Source organism: Plantibacter sp. (assembly GCF_059073635.1).
In genome coordinates, this window is the sequence record NZ_JCACOF010000001.1 from 275,972 (window position 1) to 299,013 (window position 23,042).

Consider the following 23,042-nt stretch of genomic DNA (forward strand, 5'->3'; position numbering starts at 1 on the left):
CACCGGCCACCGCCCTCGGACCGACGGCGACATCGCGACCGGGTACCCCGGCGACCACCTCCCTGGCGCACGAATGACCAAGCAGTTCTCCTCCGGCATGCCCACACTCGTCGACGGCATCGCGCAGATCAACACCGCGGCGGCACAGATCGCGGCCGGAGCGGCAGGCCTCGCCGATGGTGCGTCCAAAGCCGCCTCCGGGACAACGCAGTTGCAGACGGGTGCATCCGCCCTCGCCGACGGCGCGGCGCAGTCGGCGACCGGCACGACCCAGCTCGCCGACGCGTCGAACCAGCTCGCGTCGGGGGCCGGGACCCTGTCCGGCGGGATCACCTCGCTCGCGTCCGGGCTGCAGAGCGCGGTCGACAGCCTGCCGACCTACACGAGCTCCGACCGACAGACGCTCGCGGACGTCGTCGCCGACCCGGTCTCGGCCGGCGATTCGGCGACGGTGTCCTTCGGCACGAACAGCGCTCCCTTCTACGCCGTCCTCGCCCTCTGGCTGGGTGCGCTCGCGAGCTTCCTCGTGCTGCGGCCGGTCCCCTCGCGGGCGTTCGGGTCCACGCGGTCCTCGTTGCGGCTCGCACTCGGTGCCTTCGTGCCGGCGGGGGCGATCGGGATGCTGCAGGGCCTGCTCGTCGCCGTGATCACCGCACCGCTGCTCGACCTGGACCCCTCCGGGTGGACCGCCTTCGCCGGGATCGCCGTGCTCGCGGGCCTCGTGTTCGCCGCGGCGAACCAAGCCCTCAACGCCCTCTTCGGCGGTGCGGGACGGTTCATCTCGATGATCGTCGCCATCATCGGCCTGGCGACCGGGATCATCGCGACGGTTCCCCAGGTGCTCGACCAGATGCTCGGGTTCCTGCCGATCGCACCGGCGCTCGGTGGCCTGCAGGCGATCGCGATCGGCGACGCGGGAGCAGCGGCCGGCGTCGTCGGTCTCGTCCTCTGGCTCCTCGGATCGCTCGCCGCGACGACGTTCGCGATCGCCCGGGCGAGGACCACGTCGGTGAAGGCGCTCGTCCCGGCCGCCGCCTGATGCCCGGCGAGAACCCCGCCGGTAGGCTGGGGTGATGAGCAGCAGCGAAGACCGGGAACTGGCCGAATGGGGCGAGCAGCGCAAGCGTCGTCAGCGGCTCATCGCCTGGGTCCTCGTCGTCGCGCTCGTCCTCGGTGGAGGCGGCGCGACCGTCCTCGGCTTCATCTTCAACTAGCCCCGCCCTCCCTGCCCGGTCGCCAGCGCGGTGCGCTGACGCGAGCGCACCCCACACGCGCGAGCGCGGGTCTCCGGAGGGTCGCGCTCACGGCCCAGCCCCGCGCCCGCGCCGGAACCGAGCATCTCGGGTCAGCGCACCGCGCTGGCGCCGGAACCCGACGTCTCGGGTCAGCGCACCGCGCTGACCGTCGTCAGGGTCGGGCGTCGTGCAGGTCTCGCTGCTTGACGATGCGCTCCGGGTTCGCAGGGCGCATACCGACGATGATCTTGCCCCGCGCGTGCAGCCGCTCGAGATCCTCGAACGCGTCGATGATCAGGTCGAACGGGTAGAACGCCGAGACGACGACCTTCAACGCGTGGTCGGCGGCATACTCCGCGAGACGTTGCAGCTGCTTCGTGGCGTGCGCGGCGAACTCCTCGTCCGGCTCGAGTGCGGCGAGCTCGATGGCCTTCCGATCCTCGCTCGACCGGTACTTCTCCGGTGGAACACCGAGTTCGAACGCGAGCTCCTGGCCGTCCTGACCGAAGTTGTCGATGAACGCCGTCACGCCCTCTGGCGCGAGCTTGCGGATCCGATCCGCCATGCCCTCGCCGTAGACGACCGGCTTGACGCCCTGCTCCCGGAGGAAGTCGTGATTGCGCTCACCGCACGTGCCGATGACCCGCACGCCCGCGAACTTCGCCAGCTGCGCCTCGATGTTCCCGACCCCACCGGCCGCCGCCGAGATGACGAGGGTGTCACCCTGCTTGAGGTGCAGCCCGTCGAGCGTGTCGAGCGCCGTCAGTCCAGCGAGGTAGAGCCCGCCGGCCTCCTCCCAGCTCACGCGCTTCGGCTTGCGGACGAGGGACGACGCCGGGACGACGACCTGGGTGGCGTGCGCGCCGCGGACGGCGTGACCGATCACCTCGTCGCCCCGCTTCCAGCCCTCGACGCCGGTCCCGACCTCGCGGACCAATCCGGCGAAGTCGCTCCCCTGCCCCGTCGGCAGCTCGATCGGCACCGTCTCGGCGAGGTGCCCCTCGCGGACGAACGCCTCGATGTGGTTGATGCCGCTCGCGAGGACGTCGACCACGACCTCGCCCCATCTGGGATGCGGCATCTCGGACTCGATGAACTCGAGTACGTCGGGCCCGCCGTAGCGGGCGTAGCGGAGTGACCTCGTCGTCTGCTTCGAACCGAACATGGTTCATCTTCCACCTGTCGGTCGCTAGCCGATCGAACTATCAGCTGGCTTACAGGTTCACCGGACGGCCTCGCATGACGACGCCCGCTCGCCCAGGCATGGGCGAACGGGCGTCGGCTCGCCCATTCTTGGGCGACTGAGACGGGTCAGCCCTTCACCGCTCCAGCGGTCAGGCCCTGCACGATGTACCGGCTCGCGAACGCGAACAGCACCATCGTCGGGATGATCGTCAGCACGGCGGCCGCCGACATGGAGCCCCAGTCGATGTTGTAGCTCGTGATGAAGCCGTTGAGCGCCGTCGGGATCGTCTTGTTCGCATCGCTGTTGATGAGCGTCACCGAGAGGAACAGCTCGTTCCAACAGTTCACGAAGTTGAAGATGAACGCCGCCACGATCCCGGGCTTCAGCACCGGGACGAGCACCCGGAAGAGCGCGCCGAACCGCGAGCAGCCGTCGATCATGGCCGCCTCCTCGAGGGCGTCGGGGATGTTCTCGAAGAAACCCTCGGAGCATGACGGTGCAGAACGGGATGCACACCGCGATGTAGATGAGGATGAGCCCGAACCGGTTGTCGACGAGCTTGAGCTGCGTCATCAGCAGGTACAGCGGGCCGAGCGCGATGAACGACGGGATCATCTGCGTGGCGAGGAACGCCAGCAGGATCGCCCCCTTGCTCCGGAACTCGAACCGCGCCAACACGTATGCCGACAGCATCGAGATGAAGGTCGCCACGACGGCTGCGATCGTCGCCACGATGAGGCTGTTGACGACGTAGGTGCCGAACTGCGCCTTGCTGAACAGGCCGAGGTAGTTCTCGACCGAGAACACCTCCGGCCAGTACGTCAGCGGGTAGGAGAAGATCGCGCCCGGCTTCTTGAACGAGGTGACGACGATCCAGTACAGCGGGAACACCGTGATGACGAGCCACAGCCCGAGGAAGAGGAACTTGACGACCTTCGCGGTCCGTGTCTCCTGGTCGATCATGCCTTCACCTTCTTCTCACGCATGGACAGCAGGTAGAACGCGGTGAACACCAGCAGGATCGCGACGACGATGAGGCCGATCGCGGAGGCCCGGCCGTAGTCGCCGCGCTGGGTGGTCGCGATCATCCAGGTCGTCAGGATGTGGGTCTGGTTCGCCGGACCGCCGCCCGTCATGCCGTAGATGATGTCGGGGAAGTTGAAGATCCAGATGACGCGGAGCAGCACCGTGAGGGCGAGCGTCGTGCGGATGTACGGGATCGTGATCTGGAAGAGCATGCGCGCCTTGCCCGCGCCGTCGAGCGCCGCGGCCTCGAAGAGGTCCTCCGGCACCGACTGCAGGGCGGCGAGGATCATGATCGCGAAGAAGGTGACGCCGTACCAGACGTTCGCGACGATGACGGCGAACATCGCGGTGTTCGGGTCCGCCAGCCACGGGATCGGGGTGTCGATCAGCCCGACCTTCTGGAGCAGGTCGTTGATCACGCCGAACTCGCTGTTGAACATCCAGCGGAACAGGATGCCGATGAGGAAGCCCGAGATGGCCCACGGGAAGAAGATCATCGCCTGGTAGAGACCGCGGAAACGGAACTTCCGGCGCAGCCACAGGGCGATGCCGAAGCCGATGACGAACTGCGGGACGATCGAGGCCACCACCCAGAGCACGGTGTTCGCGACGACCTTGCCGAAGGCCGGGTCGGCGAAGACGGCCAGGAAGTTGGCGAAGCCCACCCACGAGGTGTCGGTGAGGTTGGCGAGGTTCCAGTTGCGGAACGCCATCTGCGAGCCGGCGATCATCGGGTAGTAGATGAAGATCGCCACGAAGATGAACGCGGGGGCGAGGAAGGCGAGGAGGCCGAAGCCGCGGCGCACCGTGAAGGTGCGCCGCCGACGCCCGCCGGCGGTCCGCGAGGGACCGGCCGGGGGTGTCGGGGTCGCACGCTGCTGCGTGCGACCCGCTTCGTCAGTGGTGGTCGTCATGGACGGTTACTCGCTCTTCCACTTCTCGGTCCAGTACTCGTCCCAGCCCGCGAGGAGCTTCTCCGGCGTCAGCTGGCCGATGAGGACCTGCTGGATCTCCGAGTCGGACTTCTGGATCCACTCGGTCCACCAGGAGGAGCCGCGCGGCTGCGTGACGCTCAGGTAGGTGTCCGGGTTCTCGTTCATCGTGACGTAGCTGGCCCACGGGCCGGTCTTGTAGAAGTCGCTGTCCGCCGCGCTCTTGACGATCGGGACGAGGCTGTTCTCCTGGGCGAAGGTGGTGGCCTGCTTGTCCTCGGAGAGGAACTCGATGAGCTTCGCGGCCTCGGCCTTGTGCTCGCTCGACGCCGCCGTGCCCCAGCCCGCGGTCGCCATGGGCTGTGCGGCCTTGCCGGTCGGGCCGGTCAACAGCGGAGCGGTGCTCCACTGCTCGGCCGTGATCGCCTCGGACTGCTCGACGGTCGCGATGACCTCCGGGTCCTGCAGGAGGAACGCGGTCGAACCGTTCGAGAAGCCTTCGACCATCTCGGGGTAGCCCCACGCGACGGACGACGGCGGCGAAGCCTCCTTGAAGAGGTCGAAGTAGGTGTTGACGGCGTCGAGCGCCTCCGGTGCGGAGAAGATCGTGTCGCCGTTCGTCAGCTTGAACGCGTTCTCGGTGTCGAGGTCGTCGGCGACGTAGGCCTCGATGGCCGCGACGACGTTGCTGTTCGCGTTGGTGCCGCCCCGGAAGGCGTAGCCGAACTGGTTCTTCGAGGGGTCCTGGATCGCCGAGGCCTGCTCGAGGAGGTCGTCCCAGCTCGTCGGGGGCCCGTCGAAACCGGCTTCCTTGATGAGGTCGGTGCGGTAGAACAGGCTCAGCCCGTAGAAGCCGTAGGGCACGTAGTAGACCTTGCCGTCCTCGCCCTTCGCGTACTTCGTCGCGTTGTCGGTGAGGTCGTCCCAGCCCTTCCAGTCCTCGAGCTCGCCGCTCATGTCGTCGAGCCAGCCGTTGGTGGAGAAGGGGCCGACGGTGATGTCGCGGACCTCGAGCACGTCGACGCCCGAGCCGGACTGCAGCATCTGGGTGATCTTCTGGTCGGCCTGGTCGGTCGGCGGCGAGATGAGCTCGACCTTGATCTTCGGGTTGTCGGCCTCGAAGTCCGCGATGAGCGACTTCAGGACCTCGGTCCGGGCGGGGTTGGTCAGGCTCTCGACCATCTGCAGGGTGACGGTGCCGTCGCTCGCGCCGCCGGCACAGGCCGACAGGGCGAGGCCGGTGACGACGGACAGGCCGATGGCTGCCGTTGCGCGTGACTTCCTCATGCTCGCTTCTCCTTTGAGTGGTGCTGGTGGGGGTGCTGCGGGGGTGGGTGCTGTGGTGCCGGTGCGGTGCGGTGGTGCTGGTGTGGTGGTGTCGGGTCGGGCGGTTCCGCGCTCAGCTCGTGGCCGCGCGCTCCTCGTCGGCCCATCGCGCGAGCACCGGGACGGCGTGCTCGGCGAAGTGTTCGAAGTCCTCGGGGGTGTTGTAGACGTGGGTGGAGAGTCGGACGTAGCCGATCCCGTCGAGGCTCGTGAACGCGCCCTCGACACCGAGCTCGGCGGAGACGCGGTCGCGGAGGCCGTCGGCGGTCGCGTGGGTCGTCGCGAGGCCGGTCGGGAGCTTGACGAGCCGGAGGGCGTTGACGGGCATGCCCACGTCGACGTGGCTGTCCTCGCCGGTGATGGCGGTCACGGCGTCGGCGACCACCTCGACGGCGTAGTCGGCGAGCTCGGTCATGTAGTCCCTGGCGGCCGACCAGCCCCACATGTCCTCGATGAACCCGAGCGAGGTCGCCGCGGCGAGGTAGCTCGTGACGTCGACCGTGCCCTGGGTGTCGAAGCGCTGCGGGAACGGGTACGGCGAACCCCAGGAGTCGATGAGCGGGTAGAGCTCCTGCGCGAGCGGGCTGCGGGCGACGAGGACGGCGGCACCGCGCGGGGCGCACCCGAACTTGTGCAGGTTGCCGACCCAGAAGTCGCAGTCGAGGTCGCGCATGGGATCGGCGTAGAGGCCGGGGACGTGCGCGGCGTCGACGAGCGTGGGGATGCCGGCGGCACGGGCGGTGGCGGCGATCTGCTGGACCGGCAGGAGTCGGGCGGTCGGCGAGGTGATCTGGTCCATCACGATGAGGGCCGTGCGGTCGCTGAACTCGGCGACGACGGCGTCGTGGGCGGTCTGCGCGTCGGCGTCGAGCGGGATGCGGGCGGTCCGGACGGTGCCGCCCCAGCGACGCGCGAGTCGCTCGGCCCCCATCGTGACGGCGCCGTAGCCGTGGTCGGTGACGATGATCTCGAGGCCGCGCTGCACGGGGAGGCTGGAGAAGACGACGCTCGCTCCGGCGCTCGCGTTCGGAACCATGGCGAGCTGGTCGACCGACGCCCCGAGGAAGTCGGCGATCCCGACACGGGCCGCGCCGACCTTGGCCGGGAGGGCCGGGAACCAGGTGAGGGGTGCCGCCTCCATCTCGCGGCGGAGGGCCTGCTGGTGCTCCTGCGCGACGATCGGGACCGCCCCGAAGGATCCGTGGTTGATGTGACGCTTGGTCGGATCCAGCGTCCACCCGGCCGTTGCCGGTCGGCCGTCGCCGAGCGTGAGCGGCGCTGGCCGTGCGATGGTGCGAGTGTCCACAGTGACGTTCCTCCGAGTCGATTATGCAGTGGATTGTCCGATAACCATAGGGGCAACGTTTGATGACTTGGGTTTCTGTCGTGTTACAAGTGATCACTCAGGTCGTTTCGGGATCGACTCATCGGATGACTTGCCTTTCGAGCATCGAGTCATCGGACGTCTCACGGTCCGCGGCGGCTCGCGGATCACCGGTGAGGGGCCGCTACGATGGCGGGACGACCCCTGAGGAGGAGCCGCATGTCCGCAGTCGACACCGCGTTCCACGGCCTGCGACACATGATCGCGTCGGGACGGCTCGTGGCGGGGCAGCGGTTCCCGGCCGAGAACGAGCTCTGCGACGAACTCGGCGTGTCCCGCGGGTCCCTGCGTGAGGCCGTCCGCATGCTGGCCGCCCTCGGGATCATCGAGTCGCGGCACGGCTCGGGCACCTACGTGTCGATGCTCCGGCCCGAGGAGATCATCGGCAGCCTGTCGCTCACGGTCGACCTCCTCCCCCTCGACGGTCTCCTGCAGATGTACGAGCTGCGGCGGGTGCTCGAGACCCATGCCACCTCGCAGGCGGCTGCTCGCGCGAGCGACGAGGTGCGCGCCGAACTCGCCGAACTCGTGGAGGCGATGGAACGGACGACCGACCCCGCCGAGTCGAGCGAGCTGGACCACCGGTTCCACGAACTCATCGCACGGACGGCCGGGAACGCCACGCTGACGGCCCTGCTGCAGGTCTTCCGGTCGCGCTCACGTGCCTACGACGTCTTCAGCCTGCCCGCCGGCGACGAGCTGCGTCGGGTCAGCAACCGCGGCCACCGGGCGATGACCGAGGCGATCATCTCGCGCGACCCCGTCGGGGCGGCCGGGGCGGCGTCAGCGCACGTCGCGCAGACCGAGGAGTGGTTGCGGGTCCTGCAGCCGCCGGCGACCCCCGCCGACTGAGGTCTGGTTGCGCCAGCGCGGTGCGCTGACGGCTGTGGTCAGGAGGTCGGGAGGATGGGCGTGCCGATGAGCCGCTCGAGGTCGGTCCACAGCGCCGCCGCGACGTCCCGGTCGGTCGTGATCGCGGCAGGGGTCTGCCGCACGGCGTCGCCCTTCGTGAGCCACCGGGGACCGTAGAACCAACCACCGTCGGCCGCCTCGTCGGTGACCGCTCGGAGCGTCGGCTCGGCACCCCGCTGCTTGCTCTGCGCGTAGACGGACTGCAGGGTGTCGGAGAAGCGGCGCCCGCGGGTCGGCTCGTTGACGCCGGGGACGCGACGGTCGAGTCCGTTGACCGAGTAGCCGGGGTGCGCGACGAGGGCCCGGACGGTGCTGTGCGACGCCGCGAGCCGACGGTCGAGCTCGAAGCCGAGCGACGAGAGGGCGATCTTCGACTGGGCGTACGCCTGCCAGCCGCTGTACCCGTCGCGGAGCTGCAGGTCGTCGCCGTGGAACCGGACGAGCAGGGTGGAGAGGCTTCCGAGGAGCACGACGCGCGGCGCGGAATCGTGCGCATCCGCCGTGCGCTGCAACACCGGCAGGGCCTCGGCGAGCAGGGCGGCGTGGCCGACGACGTTCGTCGCGAAGACCAGCTCGATGCCGTCGGCCGTCTCCTGCCGCTCCTTCGGCATGTGCACCATGCCGGCGTTCGCGACGAGGGCGTCGAGACGGTCGAGGTCCGCGAGTCGCTCGCCCGCCGCGCGCACCGAGTCGAGCGAGGAGGTGTCGAAGGGGAGGTGGCTGAGTCGGGCATCGGGCACCTTCACCCGGATCGCCCGCATCGCCGCCTGCGTCTTCGTCGCACTCCGCGACGCGAGAACGACCTCCGCGCCCGCTCGCGCGAGCCCGAGGCTCGTCCAGAAGCCGAGGCCGGCGTTCGCTCCGGTGACGAGGACGACGCGTCCGGTCTGATCGGGCAGGGAGTCGGCGTTCCAGGTCATGGACTCATGATGGCGCAGGACGCTGGACACCGCCCGAAGAAGCGCCACCCCTTGCCCTGGCTCACCCGAGGTGCCAGCGCGGTGCGCCGACGTGACCGCGCGCGAATCGGGCCGAGCGCGGACGAACGGGCCTGACCGCACACGAACGGGCGTGACCGCGGGCCACACGCGTGGGCGCGACCCTCCGGAGACCCGCGCTCACGCCACAGACCCGCGCTCGCGTCAGCGCACCGCGCTGGCGGAACGGAACACGCGGGATCAGTGCTGGTTGGCGAGACGCTCGTGGTGGTGGATGACCTCGGCGACGACGAAGTTGAACCACTTCTCGGCGAAGGCCGGATCGAGGTGCGACTCCTCGGCGAGCGCCCGGAGACGGGTGATCTGCCGCTGTTCGCGCGCCGGGTCGCTCGCAGGCATGTCGTGCTCGGCCTTCAGGCGACCGACCTCCTGCGTGCACTTGAACCGCTCGGCCAGCAGGTGGACGAGTGCCGCGTCGATGTTGTCGATGCTGCTCCGCAGGCGGCCCAATCGCTCGGTGGCCGCCTGGGCGTCCGCCGCAGCGGCGCCGGTCGTGGGTTCGGGTTGCTGCTCGGCCTGGCTCATGCGAAAACTCTAGCAACGCGCCGGGGGCCGGAGACGGGTCGCCGGGCGATCCCCAGCCGGTTCACCGCGGATCCTCGACGAGACATCCCGCCTCGAGGTGCACCCGCGCGTCGGCCTCCGCGACCGCGACCGGATCATGCGTCACCTCCACCACCGTCGCGCCACGGTCGGCCTCCGCCCGGAGCACCTCGCGGATCGCCAGCCCGGCAGCACGGTCGAGGCCGACGGTCGGCTCGTCGAGCAGCAGGAGGTCGGCCTCACGCGCGAGCGCCTGCGCGACGAGGACCCGCTGGCGCTGCCCGCCCGACAGCTCGCCGAAGGAGCGCCCGGCGAGGTGCAGGACGTCGAGGCGGGCGAGGCTCTCGTCGACGATGCGTCGGTCCCGAGCCCCGAGTCGACCCCACCAGCGACGCAGCGTCGGCCAGCGTCCCATCGACGCGACGTCGCGCACCGTGACCGGGAAGCGCTCAGGCACGGCGCTGCGTTGCGGGACGTAGGCGGCCGACCGACCGTCGAGGCCGTCGACGCCGCCCGAGGTCGGTCGGTGGAGGCCCGCGATCACCGCGAGCAGCGTCGACTTCCCCGCTCCGTTCGCCCCGGTGACGACGGTGATGGCGGCCGCCCCGACCTCGACTGAGATCCCGTGCAGGACGCGCGCGCCGTCGTACTCGGCCGACACGTCGTGGAGTCGGATGCCGGACACGACGGGCCGTCCCGCCATCGGAGGGCGAGGGGTGCTCGTCGCGGATCGCATGTCATCACCCTATCAATACTGAGAATCATTTTCATGTAGAGTGCTCGACCATGACCTGGATCACCGAGCCGTTCACCGCGGCCTTCCTCCTGCGCGCCCTCGTCGGCGGTCTGCTGGTGGCGGCCGTCTGCGGTGTCGTCGGCACCTGGGTCGTCCTCCGCGGCCTCGCGTTCCTCGGGGAGGCGATGGCCCACGGCATGCTGCCCGGCGTCGCCACCGCGGCACTCCTCGGCCTGCCGCCGGTCGCCGGCGCGGCCGTCAGCGCGGTCGTCATGACCGCCGGCGTCAGTCTCGTCTCGCGGCGCGGCAGGCTGTCCCACGACACCTCGATCGGTCTCCTCTTCGTCGGCATGCTGGCCCTCGGGGTCATCATCGTGTCGTCGAGCAGATCGTTCGCCACGGACCTCACGGCGATCCTCTTCGGCGACATCCTCGCCATCCGGCCCGCGGACCTGGTGGGCCTCGCCATCGCACTCCTCGTCACCGTGGGCGTCGCGGTCGCCTTCCACCGCCCGTTCGTCGCCCTCGCCTTCGACCGCCGGGTCGCCCAGACCATGGGTCTCCGGCCGCGACTCGCCCACGCGATGCTCGTCGGCCTCGTGACGCTCGCAGTCGTCGCCTCGTACAGCGCCGTCGGCACCCTGCTCGTCGTGGCGCTCCTCCTCGGGCCGGCCGTCGCCGCGGCCCACTGGGCGCGTCGCATCCCGCTCATCATGCTGCTCGCCACGGGTTTCGGCGGCCTCGCCGTGCTGCTCGGCCTGCTCCTCTCCTGGTACGGCGACACCGCGGCCGGAGCGTCCATCGCCGCCTGCTCGATCCTGCTCGCCACGGTGTCGTGGGGCGCGCGGGCGCTCGTCGGACGGCTCCGGCGGCCCATCGACCGACACCTCGACCACCCCGACGACCACCTCACCGAACCGACCCACCTGGAAAGCGCACCGTGCACCGACTCCTCCGACCGACCATCCGACCAGGCGGCCTCCGCCCGACCGACGACCGGCTCCCCCGCGCCACACGCACCGCGCTCGCTCTCGGCGCCCTCGCACTGACGCTCAGCGCCTGCGCGCCGCAGGGGTCGGCATCACCCACCGCGACGGCCTCGGACGAACCGCGCGGACACGGCTACGTCGAGGGCGCGAGCGAGCTCCCCGAACCGCAACTGCACCTCGCGACCGCCGACGTCGACGGCACCGTCGAGCTGACCGACCTGCTCAGCGAGGAGCGCACGACGCTCGCCGAGCTCGGCCCGATCTCGGCGCTCACGGGCGACGGCCGGTTCGTCGCCGCGCAGTCCGAGCCCGCCGGCACCGTGACGATCATCGACACCGGTGTGTGGACGGTCGACCACGAGGACCACCAGCACTACTACCGCGCCGAGGCGCGGGTCGTCGGCGAGATCGAGGGCGACGGACCAGCGACGATCACCGCCGGTTCGACGACCACCGCCGTGCGGTTCGCCGGTTCGGGCGAGACACTCCTCCTCGACACCGCCGCACTCGGCACGGGCGACATCACGCAGTCCGGTCGGATCCGGACCTCGCCCGGTGCTCCCGGAATCACCGTGCCGATCGGCGAGACGGTCGTCGCGACCGACGGGACCGGCAAGCTGCATCTCCATGGCATCGACGGCGACCTCCTCGACCCCTCGTCGGCGTCCGTGACCGCTGCCGACACTGTGCTCGCCGGGTGCACCGATCCGGCCGGCAGCATCACGACCAACGTCGGCGTCGTCATCGGCTGCGCGGAGGGCGCGCTCCTCGCCGTCGTCGACCGCAGCTCGAGCGAGGCCGACCCGGTCCCCACGTTCGAGGCGATCCCCTATCCGCAGGCTGTCGCCGCCGCCGACCGCGCGACGTCCTTCCACGCGCGTCCCGGCCGTCCGACGGTCGCCGCCGTCGCCGGCACCTCCGGCGCCTGGCTGCTCGACACCCGCGAGCGCAGCTGGGCGCTGCTGCCGACCCCCGCACCCCTGCAGCTGGTCACCGCCGTCGACGACCGCGACCAGCACGTCGTCGGCCTCACGACGACCGGCGACCTCCTCGTCCTCGACGGTGCCACCGGCGCCGTGACGGGGACCGCGGCCGCACTCGTCGGTGCAGCCGACCTCGCCACGGGCGTCCAGCTGGAGGTCGACCAGAACCGCGCCTACCTGAACACCCCGGGCACGCGCACCGTCTCCGAGATCGACTACGGCGACGCCGCGCGGATCGCCCGCACCTTCACCTTCGACACGGCACCGGCGTTCCTCGCCGAGACGGGACGCTGACCATGCGAGCGACCATCCCCCGGACGACCGTCCTCCTGCGCACGACCGCCGTCCTCGCGGCCGGCCTCGTGCTGGGCACCGGCCTGACGAGCTGTGCGGCGAGCGCCGACGACCGCCCGCTCGTCGTCGTGACCACGAACATCCTCGGCGACGTCGTCGGTGAACTCGTCGGTGACCAGGCCGAGGTCATGACCCTCATGCCGCCCGACGCCGATCCGCACTCCTTCGAGATCTCCGCGCGGCAGGCGGCGCGCATCACCGGTGCGCAGCTGCTCGTGTCGAACGGCCTGGGACTCGAGGAGGGACTCACCCAGCACCTGGAGACCGCGGCCGACGAGGGGGTGCCGATCGTCGAGGCCGGCTCGCTCGTCGACGTCCTCGAGACCGCGTCGGGCGCGACCGATCCGCACTTCTGGACCGACCCGACGCAGATGACGTCGGTCGTGGACGGGGTCACCGAGGCGTTGCTCGAGGAGATACCCACGCTCGACGCGGCCGAGCTGCAGGCGAACGCCGCCACGTACACGGCCGAGCTCGAGGCGCTCGACGCCGAGATGGCCGAGGCGTTCGCCGCCATCCCGGCCGAGCAGCGGAAGCTCGTCACCAACCATCACGTGTTCGGGTACCTCGCCGCCCGCTACGACTTCCAGGTCATCGGCGCCGTCATCCCGAGCGGCACCACGCTCGCGGCCCCCAGCGCCTCGGACCTCGACGAACTGTCGACCGCGATCGAGGAGGCCGGCGTCCGGACGATCTTCGCCGACTCCTCGCAACCCGACCGGCTCGTGCAGGTGCTCGCCGACGAGGCGGACGTCGACGTCGCCGTCGTCCCGTTGTTCACCGAGTCGTTGACCGCCGAGTCGGGCGACGCCCCCACCTACCTCACCATGATGCGCGCGAACACCGAGCGCATCGCCACCGGACTCTCGCCCTGAGCGGGCGTCCACGAACCGATAGGAAACCATGCAGCAGCACCACCGCAGTCCCCTGGCATCCGCGCCTGAAGCGCGGCCGGGTCCCGTTCCTCGCCGTCGGCACCGCCGCGGCCCTCCTCCTCACCGGATGCTCGACCGCGAGCGGCTCCGCGCCCGACCCGAGTGCGTCGACCTCCGCCGACCCGCAGCGTCGGATCACCCTGACCTACGACGGCGGCCTCCTCGTCCTCGACGCCGCATCCCTCGAGGTGGTCGGCGACCTCCCCCTCGACGGGTTCAACCGGGTGAACGCCGCCGGCGACGGGCGGCACGTGCTCGTCACCACGACGAAGGGCTTCCAGGTCCTCGACACCGGGACGTGGACGGACGAGGACGGCACCTCGAAGCAGGCCGACCCGGTCCTGACCGACCTCGTCTTCCCCGCCGACACCGCAGGCCACGTCGTCCGTCACGCCGACAAGACCATCCTGTTCGCCGACGGCTCCGGCGACACGACGATCTTCGACAGCGCCGACCTCCTCGAAGCCACCGACGAGCTGCCCGAGACCGAGACGATCCCGTCGGAGGCCGCGCACCACGGTGTCGCCATCGAGCTCGAGGACGGCACCGTGCTGTCCACGATCGGCACCCCGGACGCCCGGACCGGTGTCCGGGTGCTCGACGACTCGCGCACCGAGATCGCCCGCAACGAGCAGTGCCCGTCGGTGCACGGTGAAGGCACCGTCAAGGACGAGGTCGTCGTGTTCGGCTGCAGCGACGGCGTGCTCGTCTACGACAGTGGCGTCTTCACGAAGATCCAGGCGCCGGACGCCTACGGGCGCACGGGCAACCAGTACGTCAGCGAGACGTCCTCCATCGCGGTCGGCGACTACAACAGCGACCCCGACGCCGAGGGCTACGACCTCCGCCAGCTCGCGTTCACCGACACGGTCGCGAAGACGACGAAGATCGTCGACCTGCCGGAGGGCGTCGGCTACACCTGGCGCGACGTCGCCCGAGGGCCGAGCGACGAGGTCATCGTGCTCGGCAACGACGGTTCGCTGCACATCCTCGACGAGCAGACGGGTGCCGTCACCGACACCATCGAGGTCATCGACGCCTGGGAGCCGCCGGCCGAGTGGCAGGACGCCCACCCGGCGCTCGTCGTCCAGGACGGTGTCGCCTACGTGACCGACCCGGCGACGAAGTCGATCCACGCTGTGGATCTCGCGTCGGGCGACATCACGACGGGTGAACTGCCCGGCGTCCCGAACGAGATCGCGGTCGTCACGGGCTGACCCGACCTCCCCGAGAGCGCCCGTTCCGTCCTCCCCGCGTCATGCAGGGGACGGAACGGGCGCTCTCGTCGTGCGGGCCGGGCGGTCAGACGCGCTCGGGCGCTCGGAGCACCCCGGAGACGACCGGACGGGTCGCGCGAAGGGCCGCCCACACGAGCCCGATGCCACCGGCGAAGCACCCGACGATGACGAGGACCGACAGCGGGGCGAGGATGACGCTGATGCTGGCCATCGGCAGGACGAGCAGGACGCCCAGTCCGGCCGAGCCCAGCGCGACCACCCGCAGGGGCAGCATGACCGCGCGACCGCGAGCCCGTTCCATGACGTCCCGCGGCACCCCCAGGCGGTCGAGGCTGACGTACAGGTCTCGCCGGTCGAGGACCGCCGACGCCTGGTTCACCCCGACGGAGCACGCGACCATGAGGAACGACGCGACGAGCGTGATGATCACGCCGGTGCGGATGTCGTCGATGAGGATGGCGCTCTCGCGGTCGAGGTCGGAACCTCCGGCGGCGTCCATGAGCGCCACCCCGGTCCCGGCGACGACGGCGACGAAGCTCGTCATCGCCACGCCACTGACCTGACGCCACGCCGCCTTCGGCGACTCCAGGATCGTGCGGGCAGCGAGGAGCCGCTCCGGTGTCTTGGCACGCTTGGCCGACCCACGGCCGATCACCCCGACGACCCAGGGGCCGATCAACCCGAGCACCCCGACGCCGGCGGCGAACCCCACACCCAGGACGGCGATCATGACGGCGACCTCCTGCAACCCCGTCACGACGGAGAGCATGCCGTAGGCGACGATCACGACGACGACCCCGACGACGATGCGCAGCCAGTGCACGGTCGGCGCCTGCTGCTTCGTGCGGACGCCGAGCGGGCTCACGTTCACCGCGCGGAGACCGATGGCGGCACTCGCTGCTGCGAGCAGCACGACACCGAGGACCACCGCGGCGATGATCGGGACACCGACCCAGACGCCCTCGACCCCGATCGGGGAACCGCCGAACGGGATGAGCCCGACGAGCGGCAGCATGCCGAGGTACAGCAGGATCCCGGCGAACGCACCGAGGAGGGCGACCCCGGCCGACTCGAGGACGGTCATCGCCGTGACCGTGCCGGGTGTCGCGCCGAGGAGTCGGAGGGTGGCGAGTCGGTCGTCGCGGCGCCGGGCGGAGAGCCGCGCGGCCGCCCCGCCGAGCGAGCCGAGCGGGACGAGCAGCAGGGCCAGCGCCAGCACGCTGAGCACCTGGTAGATGAAGGCCGTCTCACCGGTCCACCGCCAGAACATCAGGGCGCCACCCAGCACGGTGAGCACGAGTGCCGTGGTCACGGCGAACGCGACCGCCGGGAGCACGATCGTCGCAGGGCTCTGCGCGCCCGGGCGGGCGAGCATCCAGGTGAGACGGACGACGGGACTGCGACCGCTGCCTGCGGGGACCGGGATCCGGGTCGGTGCGACCCCGACTGCGGCGGTCACGGTCGGGCTCCGTTCGGGACGACGCCGGTCGCCTGACCCGGGTAGGCCTGCGGCGGGTACGGCTGCGCAGCGGGCTGGGGGTACGGCTGCTGCGGGAACGGCTGCCCGGCGGGCTGCTGCTGGTACGGGAGCTGCTGCGGCGGGTACGGCTGCTGCACCTGCTGCGGCACGGGTGCCTGCCCGGTCGCGAACTGCTGCGGCGGGGTCGGCGCGCCGACCCCGCCCGGCTGCCCGACGATCCGACCGTCGGCCAGGCGGATGGTCCGGGAGCACCGCGCGGCGACCGTCTCGTCGTGCGTCACGAGGACGAGCGTGCGTCCCTGCCCGGTCGTCGCGTGGAGCAGGGCTCCCATGACGTCGGCCGAGGTCCGGGAGTCGAGCGCGCCGGTCGGCTCGTCGGCGAAGACGATGGGGGCGCCGGTCACCTGGGCGCGGGCGATCGCGACGCGCTGCGCCTGACCACCGCTCAGTTCGCCGATCCGACGGGTCTCCATGCCGGCCAGTCCGAGGGCGGCGAGCCACGCCGCCGCGCTCGTCTCAGCGGCGATGCGCGGTGTCCCGCCGAGCATCAGCGCGATCGCGACGTTCTCGACGGCGGTCAGCTCGGGGATGAGCAGGCCCTGCTGGAAGACGAAGCCGAAGGACTCGCGCCGCAGCTGCGAGCGGTGCCGTTCGTCGAGCTGGTCGACGCGGACGACGCCCGTCGGAGTGTTGAAGGCGATCGAGCCGGTGTCGGGGGTGACGATCCCGGCGAGCGCATGCATGAGCGTGGTCTTGCCGGAGCCGGAGGCACCCATGATGGCGACCGACTCACCGGGGAGGATGTCGAGGTCGACGCCGGCGAGGGCGACGGTCGGCCCGTACTGTTTCGTGAGTCCGCGAGCGGAGAGGATCGAAGTGTTCATGCTCCCATCGTCGGCGGCGGGTGTCGCCCTTCGCGTCGGCCGGGCGATGCAAGCTCCGCCGTGCGGGTCATCCGCGAGGTGGACCCGGCGTGGACCTCGCGGTCAGTTGCCGCGGCGGCGGTACTGGGCGAAGACCGCCGCGTCGGCCGCCCAGCCCGCGCCGAGGAACCGGAGGCCTGTTCCGGCGTCGGTCCCGTCGGCTGGGGCCGCGGGCGCCTGCGCCGGCTCGACCGAGGCGGTGAGGTCGACCCCGGCAGCGCCCGCGGCGACGTGCGCCGTAGCACTGACGCGCTCGGCGACCACTCCCTGCTCCGCGGCCTCGTCGCGCCGACTCGGCATCGGCTCCGTCAGCGGGACCGCCCGCAGCGGTGCGGTGACCCGGGTGTGGACGGCGTGCGAGCGGGTGATCGATGACATGTTCCCATCGTCCTGAACCCGAGCACCCGGCACATCCCGCAGCCGGGTGATCCTCCGGGGCCCGGTCTCATCCTCCGGTACCACGACAGCTGTCGGGCAAACGGGCGGTGGGCAATACGCTTGCGGCATGACGAGTGCACCCCATCGCCACCAGCCGCTGCGCCCGGCGGCACGTCAGCAGCGGGTCCGGTTCCGCGCCCATCGCCCGGCCGAGGTGACGACCACCGTCAGGACGACGCTCCAGCGCCCCTTCGCGATCGGCTTCGTCGGAGCGCTCGGTGCCCTGGCGGCCATCCTGCTCGTCCTCACCCTCGGCTCACTGTCGACCATCCTCGTCTCCATCGCGGTCGGCCTCTTCATCGCGCTCGGCCTCGACCCGGTCGTCGTGCGGCTCGAGGCACGCGGCATCAAGCGCCCGTTCGCGATCGCGATCGTCTTCGCCGTCTTCGCCGTCCTGCTCGCGCTCCTCCTGGCCCTCGTCATCCCCGTCGTCACCCGGCAGGCCGTCGAGCTCGTGAGCAACGCCCCGACCTTCCTCACCGGCATCCAGGACCAGGAGTGGTTCCGGTCCCTGAGCGACTACCTCGGTCCGGGCGTCGACCTCCAGGGCGCGCTCGACTGGCTCTACGGGGTGGCCGCCGACCCGAAGACGTGGGTCGTCCTGGCCGGCGGCGCCCTCAACCTCGGCGTCGGCATCGCGAACGGCTTCTTCGGCGGCTTCATCGCCCTCGTCCTCGCGCTCTACTTCCTCGCGTCCATGCAGGCGATGAAGAACGCCTTCTACTCCTTGGTGCCCCGTCGCTCCCGGCCGCGCGTCGTGTCGATCACCGACCAGATCACCGCCTCGATCGGCGGATACGTGAGCGGCATGGTGGTGCTGGCCGGGATCAACGCCGTCCTCGGGCTCATCATGATGCTCATCGTCGGGGTGCCGTACGCCGGGATCCTCGCCGTCGTCATCTTCTTCGTGACGCTCATCCCGCTCGTCGGCTCGATCATCGCGACCGTCGTCGTCGCGACCGTCGGGCTGTTCGACTCACCGACGACGGCACTCATCGTCATCGTCTACTACCTGGTCTACATGCAGATCGAGTCGTACGTGCTGACGCCGCGGGTCATGAACAAGGCGGTCGCGGTGCCCGGCGCCCTCGTCGTCATCGGCGCGATGGTCGGCGGTTCGCTCATCGGGCTGCTCGGCGCCCTCGTCTCCATCCCGGTGACGGCGTCGATCCTGCTGATCATCAAGCAGGTCGTCGTGCCACGGCAGAACGCGAAGGCGTAGCCCTTCGACAAGCTCAGGGACCGGTGGTGGGCTCAGGGACCGGTGGTGGGCTCAGGGACCGGTGGTGGGCTCGGGAACCGGTGCTCAGGCCGCCTGCACCGGGACGGGACGACCGGCGAAGCGGATGCGGACGGACTCCCCCGCCTCCAGTCGTTCCGTCGCGCCGTGCTGCACCGCGACCAGCGTGCCGTCCGGCAGCTCGACGGTCGTGCGACGCACCGGGCCGAGGAAGCTGGACGTGAGCACGACCGCAGCGGACCCGACCGCGGGCTCCGTCGCGTCGGTGAACACGACGTCCTCAGGCCGGACGAGCGCGACGACGGCCCCGTCCCCCGGCTGCTCGCCGATCACCGGCAGCACCTGCCCGAGCACCTCGACGCCACCGGGCACGAGCACACCAGCGATCCGGTTGCTCAGGCCGATGAACTCCGCGACGAACGGCGACGACGGCCGCGAGTAGAGCTCCTCCGGCGTCCCGATCTGCTCGATGACACCGGCGCGCATGACGGCGACCCGGTCGGCGACGGCGAGCGCCTCCTCCTGGTCGTGGGTCACGAAGAGGGTCGTGATCTGCAGCTCCGACTGGATCCGACGGATCTCGTCGCGCAGCTGGACGCGCACCTTGGCGTCGAGGGCGCTGAGCGGCTCGTCGAGGAGGAGGACCCGAGGCCGCGTGACCAACGCCCGGGCGAGGGCGACGCGCTGCTGCTGCCCGCCCGAGAGCTGGTGGGCGTAGCGGGCGGCGAGGTGGCCGAGGCCGACGAGGTCGAGGCTCTCGGCGGCACGCGTCCGTCGCTCGGCCGCGGGCACCTTCCGCATGCGCAGGCCGAACTCGACGTTCTCGAGCACCGTGAGGTGTGGGAACAGCGAGTAGGACTGGAACACCATGCCGAGGTCGCGCCGGTTGGTGGGCACGGACACGACGTCGACGCCGTCGATGAGCACGCTCCCCGAGGTGATGTCCTCGAGTCCCGCCAGGCTGCGGAGCGCGGTCGTCTTCCCGCACCCCGACGGCCCCAGCAGCGCGACGAACTCGCCGGGCGCGAGGTCGAGGCTCACGCCGTCGAGGGCGCGGGCACCCGAGCCGTAGTCCTTCACGACGCGATCGAACCGCACCGCTGCGCCGGCCGGGCGTCCGTCTCCGGGCGTCGCTGCCGGTGCCGACTGGTCGATGGTGGTCATGGTGTCTCCCTGATGCGTCGGATCGATCCGACGCGGCCGATGATGAACAGCAGGACGAAGGCGAAGGCGAGCGCCAGCAGGGCGAAGGCCACCGCGACGAAGGGGTCGCTCTTCGACACCTGCACGAGCGAGGTCTGCAGCGTGTTGCGTCCGAGGAGCGAGGCGATCGTGTACTCACCGAGGACGACGGCGACCGAGATGACCGACGCTGTCAGCACGCCGCGACGCAGGTTGGGCAGCAGGACGCGGACGAGGACGGTCCCCCAGCCGGCGCCGAGCGTGCGCGCGGCCTCGGCGAGGGTGCCGACGTCGACCGACTGCAGGTTCGCGGCGATCGCCCGGTAGGCGTACGGCAGCACCGTGATCCCGTAGGCGAACGCGAGCGTCCACGGCGCACTGCCGAGGAGCCTGGCCACGACGGAGTAGACCGGTGCGAGTCCGACGACGAGCACGATGGCCGGGACGGTGATCGGGATGATGCAGACGAACTCGAGGACGCGCTGCAGCTTCGGGAAGCGGAGCTTGACGAGGATCATCGTCGGCAGCAGGAGCACCACGACGATCAGGACCGTCACCGCGGCGAGCACGACGGAGTTGCCGATGCCCTGGAAGAGCACCCGGTACTTCCGCGAGTTCTCCGGGTCGAGGATCGCGGCCCAGTGCCCGAGGTCGTGGCCGCCGTCGATCCCGGCGCGCAGGGTGAACTCGACCATCGACAGGATCGGGACGGCGAACACCACCGCGACGACGACGAGGATGATCCGGCTCGTGAGCTTGGACGGCGTGGCCGAGTCGCGGACGGCGCTCATCGCTGCCACCGTTCCGTCCGCGCCTGCAGGGCGGAGTAGGCCGTCATCATGACGACCATCACGACGATCATGCCGATCGCGAGCGAACCGGCGAGGTTCTCGCGGCCGAGGACGGTCTCGCTGATGAGCGCACCGCGGATCTGGAGCGGCACGATCTGCGCCCCCTGGCTGATGAGCGCGGCGGCGGTCGCATAGCTCGAGAACGCGTTCGCGAACAGCAGCAGGAGCGACCCGAGGAAGGAGGGGGCGAGGATCGGCATCGCGATGCGGGTCCAGTAGGTGAAGCGCGTGCCGCCGAGGGTCGCGTTCGCCTCGGACCAGGTGCGCTTCAAGCCCTCCATCGCGGGCATGAAGGTGATGACCATGAGCGGCACCTGGAAGTACAGGTACGGCAGGAGGAGGCCCGGGACCTGGTAGAGCCAGACGCCGTCGGCGAAGAGGTCGACCCCGAGGCGGTCCTTGAGGAACACGGTCACGAGGCCCTGGATGCCGATGGTCGCGATGAAGGCGAAGGCGAGCATGACGCCGCCGAACTGGGCGAGGACGCTCGAGGCCGCGTCGACGAAGGTGCGGATGAGCCCGTCGGGTCGGACCGCGAGGAGCGCGTAGCAGACGAGGGCTCCGATGACGGCTCCGGCGACCGCGGTGACGGCGGAGACCCAGAAGGAGCTGGCGAAGGCCCCGAGGACCGCCGGCTCGGCGAGCGCCGTGAGGTTGTCGAGCGTGAACGCGCCGTCGCCGTCGAAGAAGCCGGTGGCGAGGGCGAGGAACGTCGGGACCGCGAGGAAGAGCAGGGTGTACAGGGCGAACGGCGTCAGGCCGAGGAGCGCCCAGCGCGGACGGCGGCGGGGGCGCGCCGCGGCGGGGGCGGCCGAGGCGTCCGATGCGTCGGTCGGCGGGAGCGAGACGGCGGGGCCGGCGTGTGCCGACCCCGCCTCACTCCGCCGGGTGGCGGAGGCACTCATCAGGAGATCGCTGCCGCCCACTTCTCGGCGAGCAGCGAGGTGGCCTGCTCGGTCTGCTCGGGCGTGAACTGCACGAGGTCGGCGGGCATCTCGCCCACGGCGTCGAGGGCCTTCTGGTCGACGGTGTCGGCCTCGACCATCGCGGCGAGGGTCGACGGGTACGCGCCGGCGGCGAGGTACAGGTTCTGCGCCTCGGGGCTGAAGATGAACTCCTGCCAGAGTCGCGCGGCCGCGGGGTGCGGGGCGTCCACGTTGATGGCCTGGTTGTAGTAGCTGCCGACGGCCGAACCCGGGAGGACGGTGGTCTTCCAGTTGCGCTGGCCCTCGTTCTCGGTCGCCGCGGCGAGGTTGTTGTAGCTCCAGTCGATCACGACGGGGGTCTCACCCGAGGCGATGGTCGCGGGGGTCGGGTCGAGGGGCAGGAAGTTGCCCGCCTGGTTGAGCTTCTGGAAGAAGTCGACACCGGGCTGGATGTCGTCGGCCGAACCACCGGACTGCAGGGCGGCGAGGTAGACGCCGGCTGCGGCGGCACCGGCCTGGGTCGGGTCGCCGTTCAGCGCGACCTTGCCCGCGAACTCGGAGCCGAGGAGGTCGTCGAGCGACTTCGGTGCCGGGACGGCGTCCGCGTCGTAGCCGATGGAGACGAGGCCGGTGTAGTCGTAGACCCACAGGCCGGTCTTCTCCTTCGAGCCCTCCGGGATGTCGTCCCAGTTGGCGACCTGGTACGGCGCGAACTGGTCGAGGTTGTCGAGGGCGACGGCGGAGCCGAGGTCGAAGACGTCGGGAGCGGTGTCCTGACCCTGCTGGTTCTTCGCGGCCGTGATCTCCTCGGCGCTCGAGACGTCGGGGTCGGCCGAGTTGACCGTGATGTCGTACTTGTCCTCGAACGCGGAGATGATCTTCCCGTAGTTCGCCCAGGTGTCGGGAAGGGCGATGACGTTCAGCTGGCCCTCGGCCTTCGCCGCCTCGACGAGCGCGTCCATCCCGCCGAAGTCCTCGGCGGAGGTCGCCTGCTTGGCGTCGACGTCGGAGCCGGCTCCGGTGTCCGCTCCGGCGGAGCATGCGGTGAGCGCGGTCGCTGCGAGTGCGACGATGGCGAGGGCGGTCATACGCCTGGTGTTCACGGTTCCTCCAGTGACGTCGGCGGCCGCCCGTGCTGTCGGGCCGTCGGATACCGCGTCCGTCGTCTGGAGGACAAGCTAGGGTCGCGACGTAGCGCGATCGGGGCCTGCCGGTGTCGCGCAGG

General features: G+C 70.7%; 23 protein-coding genes and 1 pseudogene. 9 read left to right on the plus strand and 15 right to left on the minus strand.

From position 1 onward, the window contains the following. Positions 1 to 73 precede the first annotated feature (73 nt). Positions 74 to 1,039 carry a hypothetical protein gene (locus AC5JOC_RS01290; protein ID WP_494244935.1) on the plus strand — a complete coding sequence of 322 codons (966 nt, stop codon included), beginning with the start codon at positions 74 to 76 and terminating at the stop codon, positions 1,037 to 1,039. A 34-nt stretch (positions 1,040 to 1,073) separates the two neighbouring features. Continuing rightward, complete coding sequence (locus AC5JOC_RS01295) at positions 1,074 to 1,214, plus strand: hypothetical protein (RefSeq protein ID WP_162852291.1); 141 nt, start codon at positions 1,074 to 1,076, stop codon at positions 1,212 to 1,214. Positions 1,215 to 1,407: 193 nt separating this feature from the next. Here AC5JOC_RS01295 and AC5JOC_RS01300 read toward each other — a convergent pair whose 3' ends face one another. Together AC5JOC_RS01300 and AC5JOC_RS01305 are read right to left on the minus strand one after the other, a co-directional pair. Then, positions 1,408 to 2,400, minus strand: coding sequence for an NADP-dependent oxidoreductase (locus AC5JOC_RS01300; protein WP_085511877.1), 993 nt, complete (start codon positions 2,398 to 2,400; stop codon positions 1,408 to 1,410). 146 nt (positions 2,401 to 2,546) lie between these two features. Beyond that, a complete protein-coding gene (locus AC5JOC_RS01305) occupies positions 2,547 to 2,861 on the minus strand; it encodes a carbohydrate ABC transporter permease (protein ID WP_494244938.1) in 315 nt (104 codons plus the stop codon). A gap of 25 nt (positions 2,862 to 2,886) precedes the next feature. On the opposite strand from AC5JOC_RS01305, the gene AC5JOC_RS01310 reads away from it, so the two are divergent. After that, positions 2,887 to 3,420 carry a hypothetical protein gene (locus AC5JOC_RS01310; RefSeq protein WP_494244940.1) on the plus strand — a complete coding sequence of 178 codons (534 nt, stop codon included), beginning with the start codon at positions 2,887 to 2,889 and terminating at the stop codon, positions 3,418 to 3,420. Here AC5JOC_RS01310 and AC5JOC_RS01315 read toward each other — a convergent pair. The 3 genes from AC5JOC_RS01315 to AC5JOC_RS01325 all read right to left on the minus strand — a co-directional run bounded on the left by AC5JOC_RS01315 (position 3,381) and on the right by AC5JOC_RS01325 (position 7,011). Beyond that, positions 3,381 to 4,361 (minus strand): carbohydrate ABC transporter permease, encoded by a 981-nt coding sequence (locus AC5JOC_RS01315; RefSeq protein ID WP_079705023.1) that lies wholly within the window; start codon positions 4,359 to 4,361, stop codon positions 3,381 to 3,383. The genes AC5JOC_RS01310 and AC5JOC_RS01315 overlap by 40 nt on opposite strands. A 6-nt stretch (positions 4,362 to 4,367) precedes the next feature. Continuing rightward, positions 4,368 to 5,666, minus strand: a complete 1,299-nt coding sequence (locus tag AC5JOC_RS01320; RefSeq protein ID WP_064294151.1) for an ABC transporter substrate-binding protein — start codon at positions 5,664 to 5,666, stop codon at positions 4,368 to 4,370. 112 nt (positions 5,667 to 5,778) lie between these two features. Further along, complete coding sequence (locus tag AC5JOC_RS01325) at positions 5,779 to 7,011, minus strand: aminotransferase class V-fold PLP-dependent enzyme (RefSeq protein WP_494244941.1); 1,233 nt, start codon at positions 7,009 to 7,011, stop codon at positions 5,779 to 5,781. A gap of 237 nt (positions 7,012 to 7,248) precedes the next feature. Between AC5JOC_RS01325 and AC5JOC_RS01330 the strand changes: the two genes are divergently transcribed. Next, positions 7,249 to 7,941 carry a FadR/GntR family transcriptional regulator gene (locus AC5JOC_RS01330; RefSeq protein WP_071262252.1) on the plus strand — a complete coding sequence of 231 codons (693 nt, stop codon included), beginning with the start codon at positions 7,249 to 7,251 and terminating at the stop codon, positions 7,939 to 7,941. A gap of 38 nt (positions 7,942 to 7,979) precedes the next feature. On the opposite strand, the gene AC5JOC_RS01335 is transcribed toward AC5JOC_RS01330, so the two are convergent. From AC5JOC_RS01335 to aztA, 3 genes are all read right to left on the minus strand, one after another. Next, a complete protein-coding gene (locus AC5JOC_RS01335; protein WP_494244943.1) occupies positions 7,980 to 8,921 on the minus strand; it encodes an SDR family NAD(P)-dependent oxidoreductase in 942 nt (313 codons plus the stop codon). Between the two features lie 258 nt (positions 8,922 to 9,179). Then, positions 9,180 to 9,524 carry a chorismate mutase gene (locus tag AC5JOC_RS01340; protein ID WP_064296108.1) on the minus strand — a complete coding sequence of 115 codons (345 nt, stop codon included), beginning with the start codon at positions 9,522 to 9,524 and terminating at the stop codon, positions 9,180 to 9,182. A gap of 61 nt (positions 9,525 to 9,585) precedes the next feature. Next, positions 9,586 to 10,278, minus strand: a complete 693-nt coding sequence (gene aztA, locus AC5JOC_RS01345; protein ID WP_198425033.1) for a zinc ABC transporter ATP-binding protein AztA — start codon at positions 10,276 to 10,278, stop codon at positions 9,586 to 9,588. A 50-nt stretch (positions 10,279 to 10,328) separates the two neighbouring features. Between aztA and aztB the strand changes: the two genes are divergently transcribed. The 4 genes from aztB to aztD all read left to right on the plus strand — a co-directional run bounded on the left by aztB (position 10,329) and on the right by aztD (position 14,756). Continuing rightward, a complete protein-coding gene (aztB, locus tag AC5JOC_RS01350; protein ID WP_137242357.1) occupies positions 10,329 to 11,327 on the plus strand; it encodes a zinc ABC transporter permease AztB in 999 nt (332 codons plus the stop codon). Beyond that, entirely contained in the window at positions 11,219 to 12,544 is a 1,326-nt protein-coding gene (locus tag AC5JOC_RS01355; RefSeq protein WP_494244945.1) for a hypothetical protein, read from the plus strand. The genes aztB and AC5JOC_RS01355 overlap by 109 nt, the downstream gene beginning before the upstream one ends. A gap of 2 nt (positions 12,545 to 12,546) precedes the next feature. Then, positions 12,547 to 13,479 (plus strand): zinc ABC transporter substrate-binding protein AztC, encoded by a 933-nt coding sequence (gene aztC / locus AC5JOC_RS01360; RefSeq protein ID WP_494244946.1) that lies wholly within the window; start codon positions 12,547 to 12,549, stop codon positions 13,477 to 13,479. Positions 13,480 to 13,544: 65 nt separating this feature from the next. Then, entirely contained in the window at positions 13,545 to 14,756 is a 1,212-nt protein-coding gene (gene aztD / locus AC5JOC_RS01365) for a zinc metallochaperone AztD (protein ID WP_494245164.1), read from the plus strand. 85 nt (positions 14,757 to 14,841) lie between these two features. On the opposite strand, the gene AC5JOC_RS01370 is transcribed toward aztD, so the two are convergent. The 3 genes and pseudogenes from AC5JOC_RS01370 to AC5JOC_RS01380 all read right to left on the minus strand — a co-directional run bounded on the left by AC5JOC_RS01370 (position 14,842) and on the right by AC5JOC_RS01380 (position 17,558). After that, positions 14,842 to 16,236 (minus strand): FtsX-like permease family protein, encoded by a 1,395-nt coding sequence (locus tag AC5JOC_RS01370; RefSeq protein WP_494244947.1) that lies wholly within the window; start codon positions 16,234 to 16,236, stop codon positions 14,842 to 14,844. 227 nt (positions 16,237 to 16,463) lie between these two features. After that, positions 16,464 to 17,141, minus strand: a pseudogene (locus tag AC5JOC_RS01375) (ABC transporter ATP-binding protein); the annotation flags it as partial. 102 nt (positions 17,142 to 17,243) lie between these two features. Next, positions 17,244 to 17,558, minus strand: coding sequence for a hypothetical protein (locus AC5JOC_RS01380; RefSeq protein ID WP_426738381.1), 315 nt, complete (start codon positions 17,556 to 17,558; stop codon positions 17,244 to 17,246). A 127-nt stretch (positions 17,559 to 17,685) separates the two neighbouring features. Here AC5JOC_RS01380 and AC5JOC_RS01385 point away from each other — a divergent pair, with 127 nt between their 5' ends. Beyond that, entirely contained in the window at positions 17,686 to 18,840 is a 1,155-nt protein-coding gene (locus AC5JOC_RS01385) for an AI-2E family transporter (protein ID WP_124768621.1), read from the plus strand. Between the two features lie 84 nt (positions 18,841 to 18,924). On the opposite strand, the gene AC5JOC_RS01390 is transcribed toward AC5JOC_RS01385, so the two are convergent. Genes AC5JOC_RS01390 through AC5JOC_RS01405 form a run of 4 tightly spaced genes read right to left on the minus strand, consistent with a single transcriptional unit; the run spans position 18,925 to position 22,905 of the window. Then, on the minus strand, positions 18,925 to 20,022 hold the full coding sequence (locus tag AC5JOC_RS01390; protein WP_494244949.1) for an ABC transporter ATP-binding protein: 1,098 nt from the start codon (positions 20,020 to 20,022) through the stop codon (positions 18,925 to 18,927). Next, positions 20,019 to 20,831, minus strand: coding sequence for an ABC transporter permease (locus AC5JOC_RS01395; protein ID WP_085512186.1), 813 nt, complete (start codon positions 20,829 to 20,831; stop codon positions 20,019 to 20,021). The genes AC5JOC_RS01390 and AC5JOC_RS01395 overlap by 4 nt, the downstream gene beginning before the upstream one ends. Then, positions 20,828 to 21,796: an ABC transporter permease gene (locus AC5JOC_RS01400; protein ID WP_494244950.1), complete on the minus strand. Its 969-nt coding sequence runs from the start codon at positions 21,794 to 21,796 to the stop codon at positions 20,828 to 20,830. Before AC5JOC_RS01400 ends, AC5JOC_RS01395 begins: the two co-directional genes overlap by 4 nt. Further along, positions 21,796 to 22,905 carry an ABC transporter substrate-binding protein gene (locus tag AC5JOC_RS01405; RefSeq protein WP_079705012.1) on the minus strand — a complete coding sequence of 370 codons (1,110 nt, stop codon included), beginning with the start codon at positions 22,903 to 22,905 and terminating at the stop codon, positions 21,796 to 21,798. Before AC5JOC_RS01405 ends, AC5JOC_RS01400 begins: the two co-directional genes overlap by 1 nt. Positions 22,906 to 23,042 lie beyond the last annotated feature (137 nt).

Coding starts and splice junctions, on each gene's coding strand:
- AC5JOC_RS01320 (WP_064294151.1), bottom strand. CDS start 5,666: ATGAGGAAGTCACGCGCAACGGCAGCCATCGGCCTGTCCGTCGTCACC.
- AC5JOC_RS01290 (WP_494244935.1), top strand. CDS start 74: ATGACCAAGCAGTTCTCCTCCGGCATGCCCACACTCGTCGACGGCATC.
- aztB (WP_137242357.1), top strand. CDS start 10,329: ATGACCTGGATCACCGAGCCGTTCACCGCGGCCTTCCTCCTGCGCGCC.
- AC5JOC_RS01310 (WP_494244940.1), top strand. CDS start 2,887: ATGTTCTCGAAGAAACCCTCGGAGCATGACGGTGCAGAACGGGATGCA.
- AC5JOC_RS01305 (WP_494244938.1), bottom strand. CDS start 2,861: ATGATCGACGGCTGCTCGCGGTTCGGCGCGCTCTTCCGGGTGCTCGTC.
- AC5JOC_RS01340 (WP_064296108.1), bottom strand. CDS start 9,524: ATGAGCCAGGCCGAGCAGCAACCCGAACCCACGACCGGCGCCGCTGCG.
- AC5JOC_RS01380 (WP_426738381.1), bottom strand. CDS start 17,558: ATGTCATCGATCACCCGCTCGCACGCCGTCCACACCCGGGTCACCGCA.
- aztC (WP_494244946.1), top strand. CDS start 12,547: ATGCGAGCGACCATCCCCCGGACGACCGTCCTCCTGCGCACGACCGCC.
- AC5JOC_RS01315 (WP_079705023.1), bottom strand. CDS start 4,361: ATGACGACCACCACTGACGAAGCGGGTCGCACGCAGCAGCGTGCGACC.
- AC5JOC_RS01335 (WP_494244943.1), bottom strand. CDS start 8,921: ATGACCTGGAACGCCGACTCCCTGCCCGATCAGACCGGACGCGTCGTC.
- AC5JOC_RS01400 (WP_494244950.1), bottom strand. CDS start 21,796: ATGAGTGCCTCCGCCACCCGGCGGAGTGAGGCGGGGTCGGCACACGCC.
- AC5JOC_RS01295 (WP_162852291.1), top strand. CDS start 1,074: ATGAGCAGCAGCGAAGACCGGGAACTGGCCGAATGGGGCGAGCAGCGC.
- AC5JOC_RS01330 (WP_071262252.1), top strand. CDS start 7,249: ATGTCCGCAGTCGACACCGCGTTCCACGGCCTGCGACACATGATCGCG.
- AC5JOC_RS01405 (WP_079705012.1), bottom strand. CDS start 22,905: ATGACCGCCCTCGCCATCGTCGCACTCGCAGCGACCGCGCTCACCGCA.
- AC5JOC_RS01395 (WP_085512186.1), bottom strand. CDS start 20,831: ATGAGCGCCGTCCGCGACTCGGCCACGCCGTCCAAGCTCACGAGCCGG.
- aztA (WP_198425033.1), bottom strand. CDS start 10,278: ATGCGATCCGCGACGAGCACCCCTCGCCCTCCGATGGCGGGACGGCCC.
- AC5JOC_RS01385 (WP_124768621.1), top strand. CDS start 17,686: ATGACGAGTGCACCCCATCGCCACCAGCCGCTGCGCCCGGCGGCACGT.
- AC5JOC_RS01300 (WP_085511877.1), bottom strand. CDS start 2,400: ATGTTCGGTTCGAAGCAGACGACGAGGTCACTCCGCTACGCCCGCTAC.
- AC5JOC_RS01390 (WP_494244949.1), bottom strand. CDS start 20,022: ATGACCACCATCGACCAGTCGGCACCGGCAGCGACGCCCGGAGACGGA.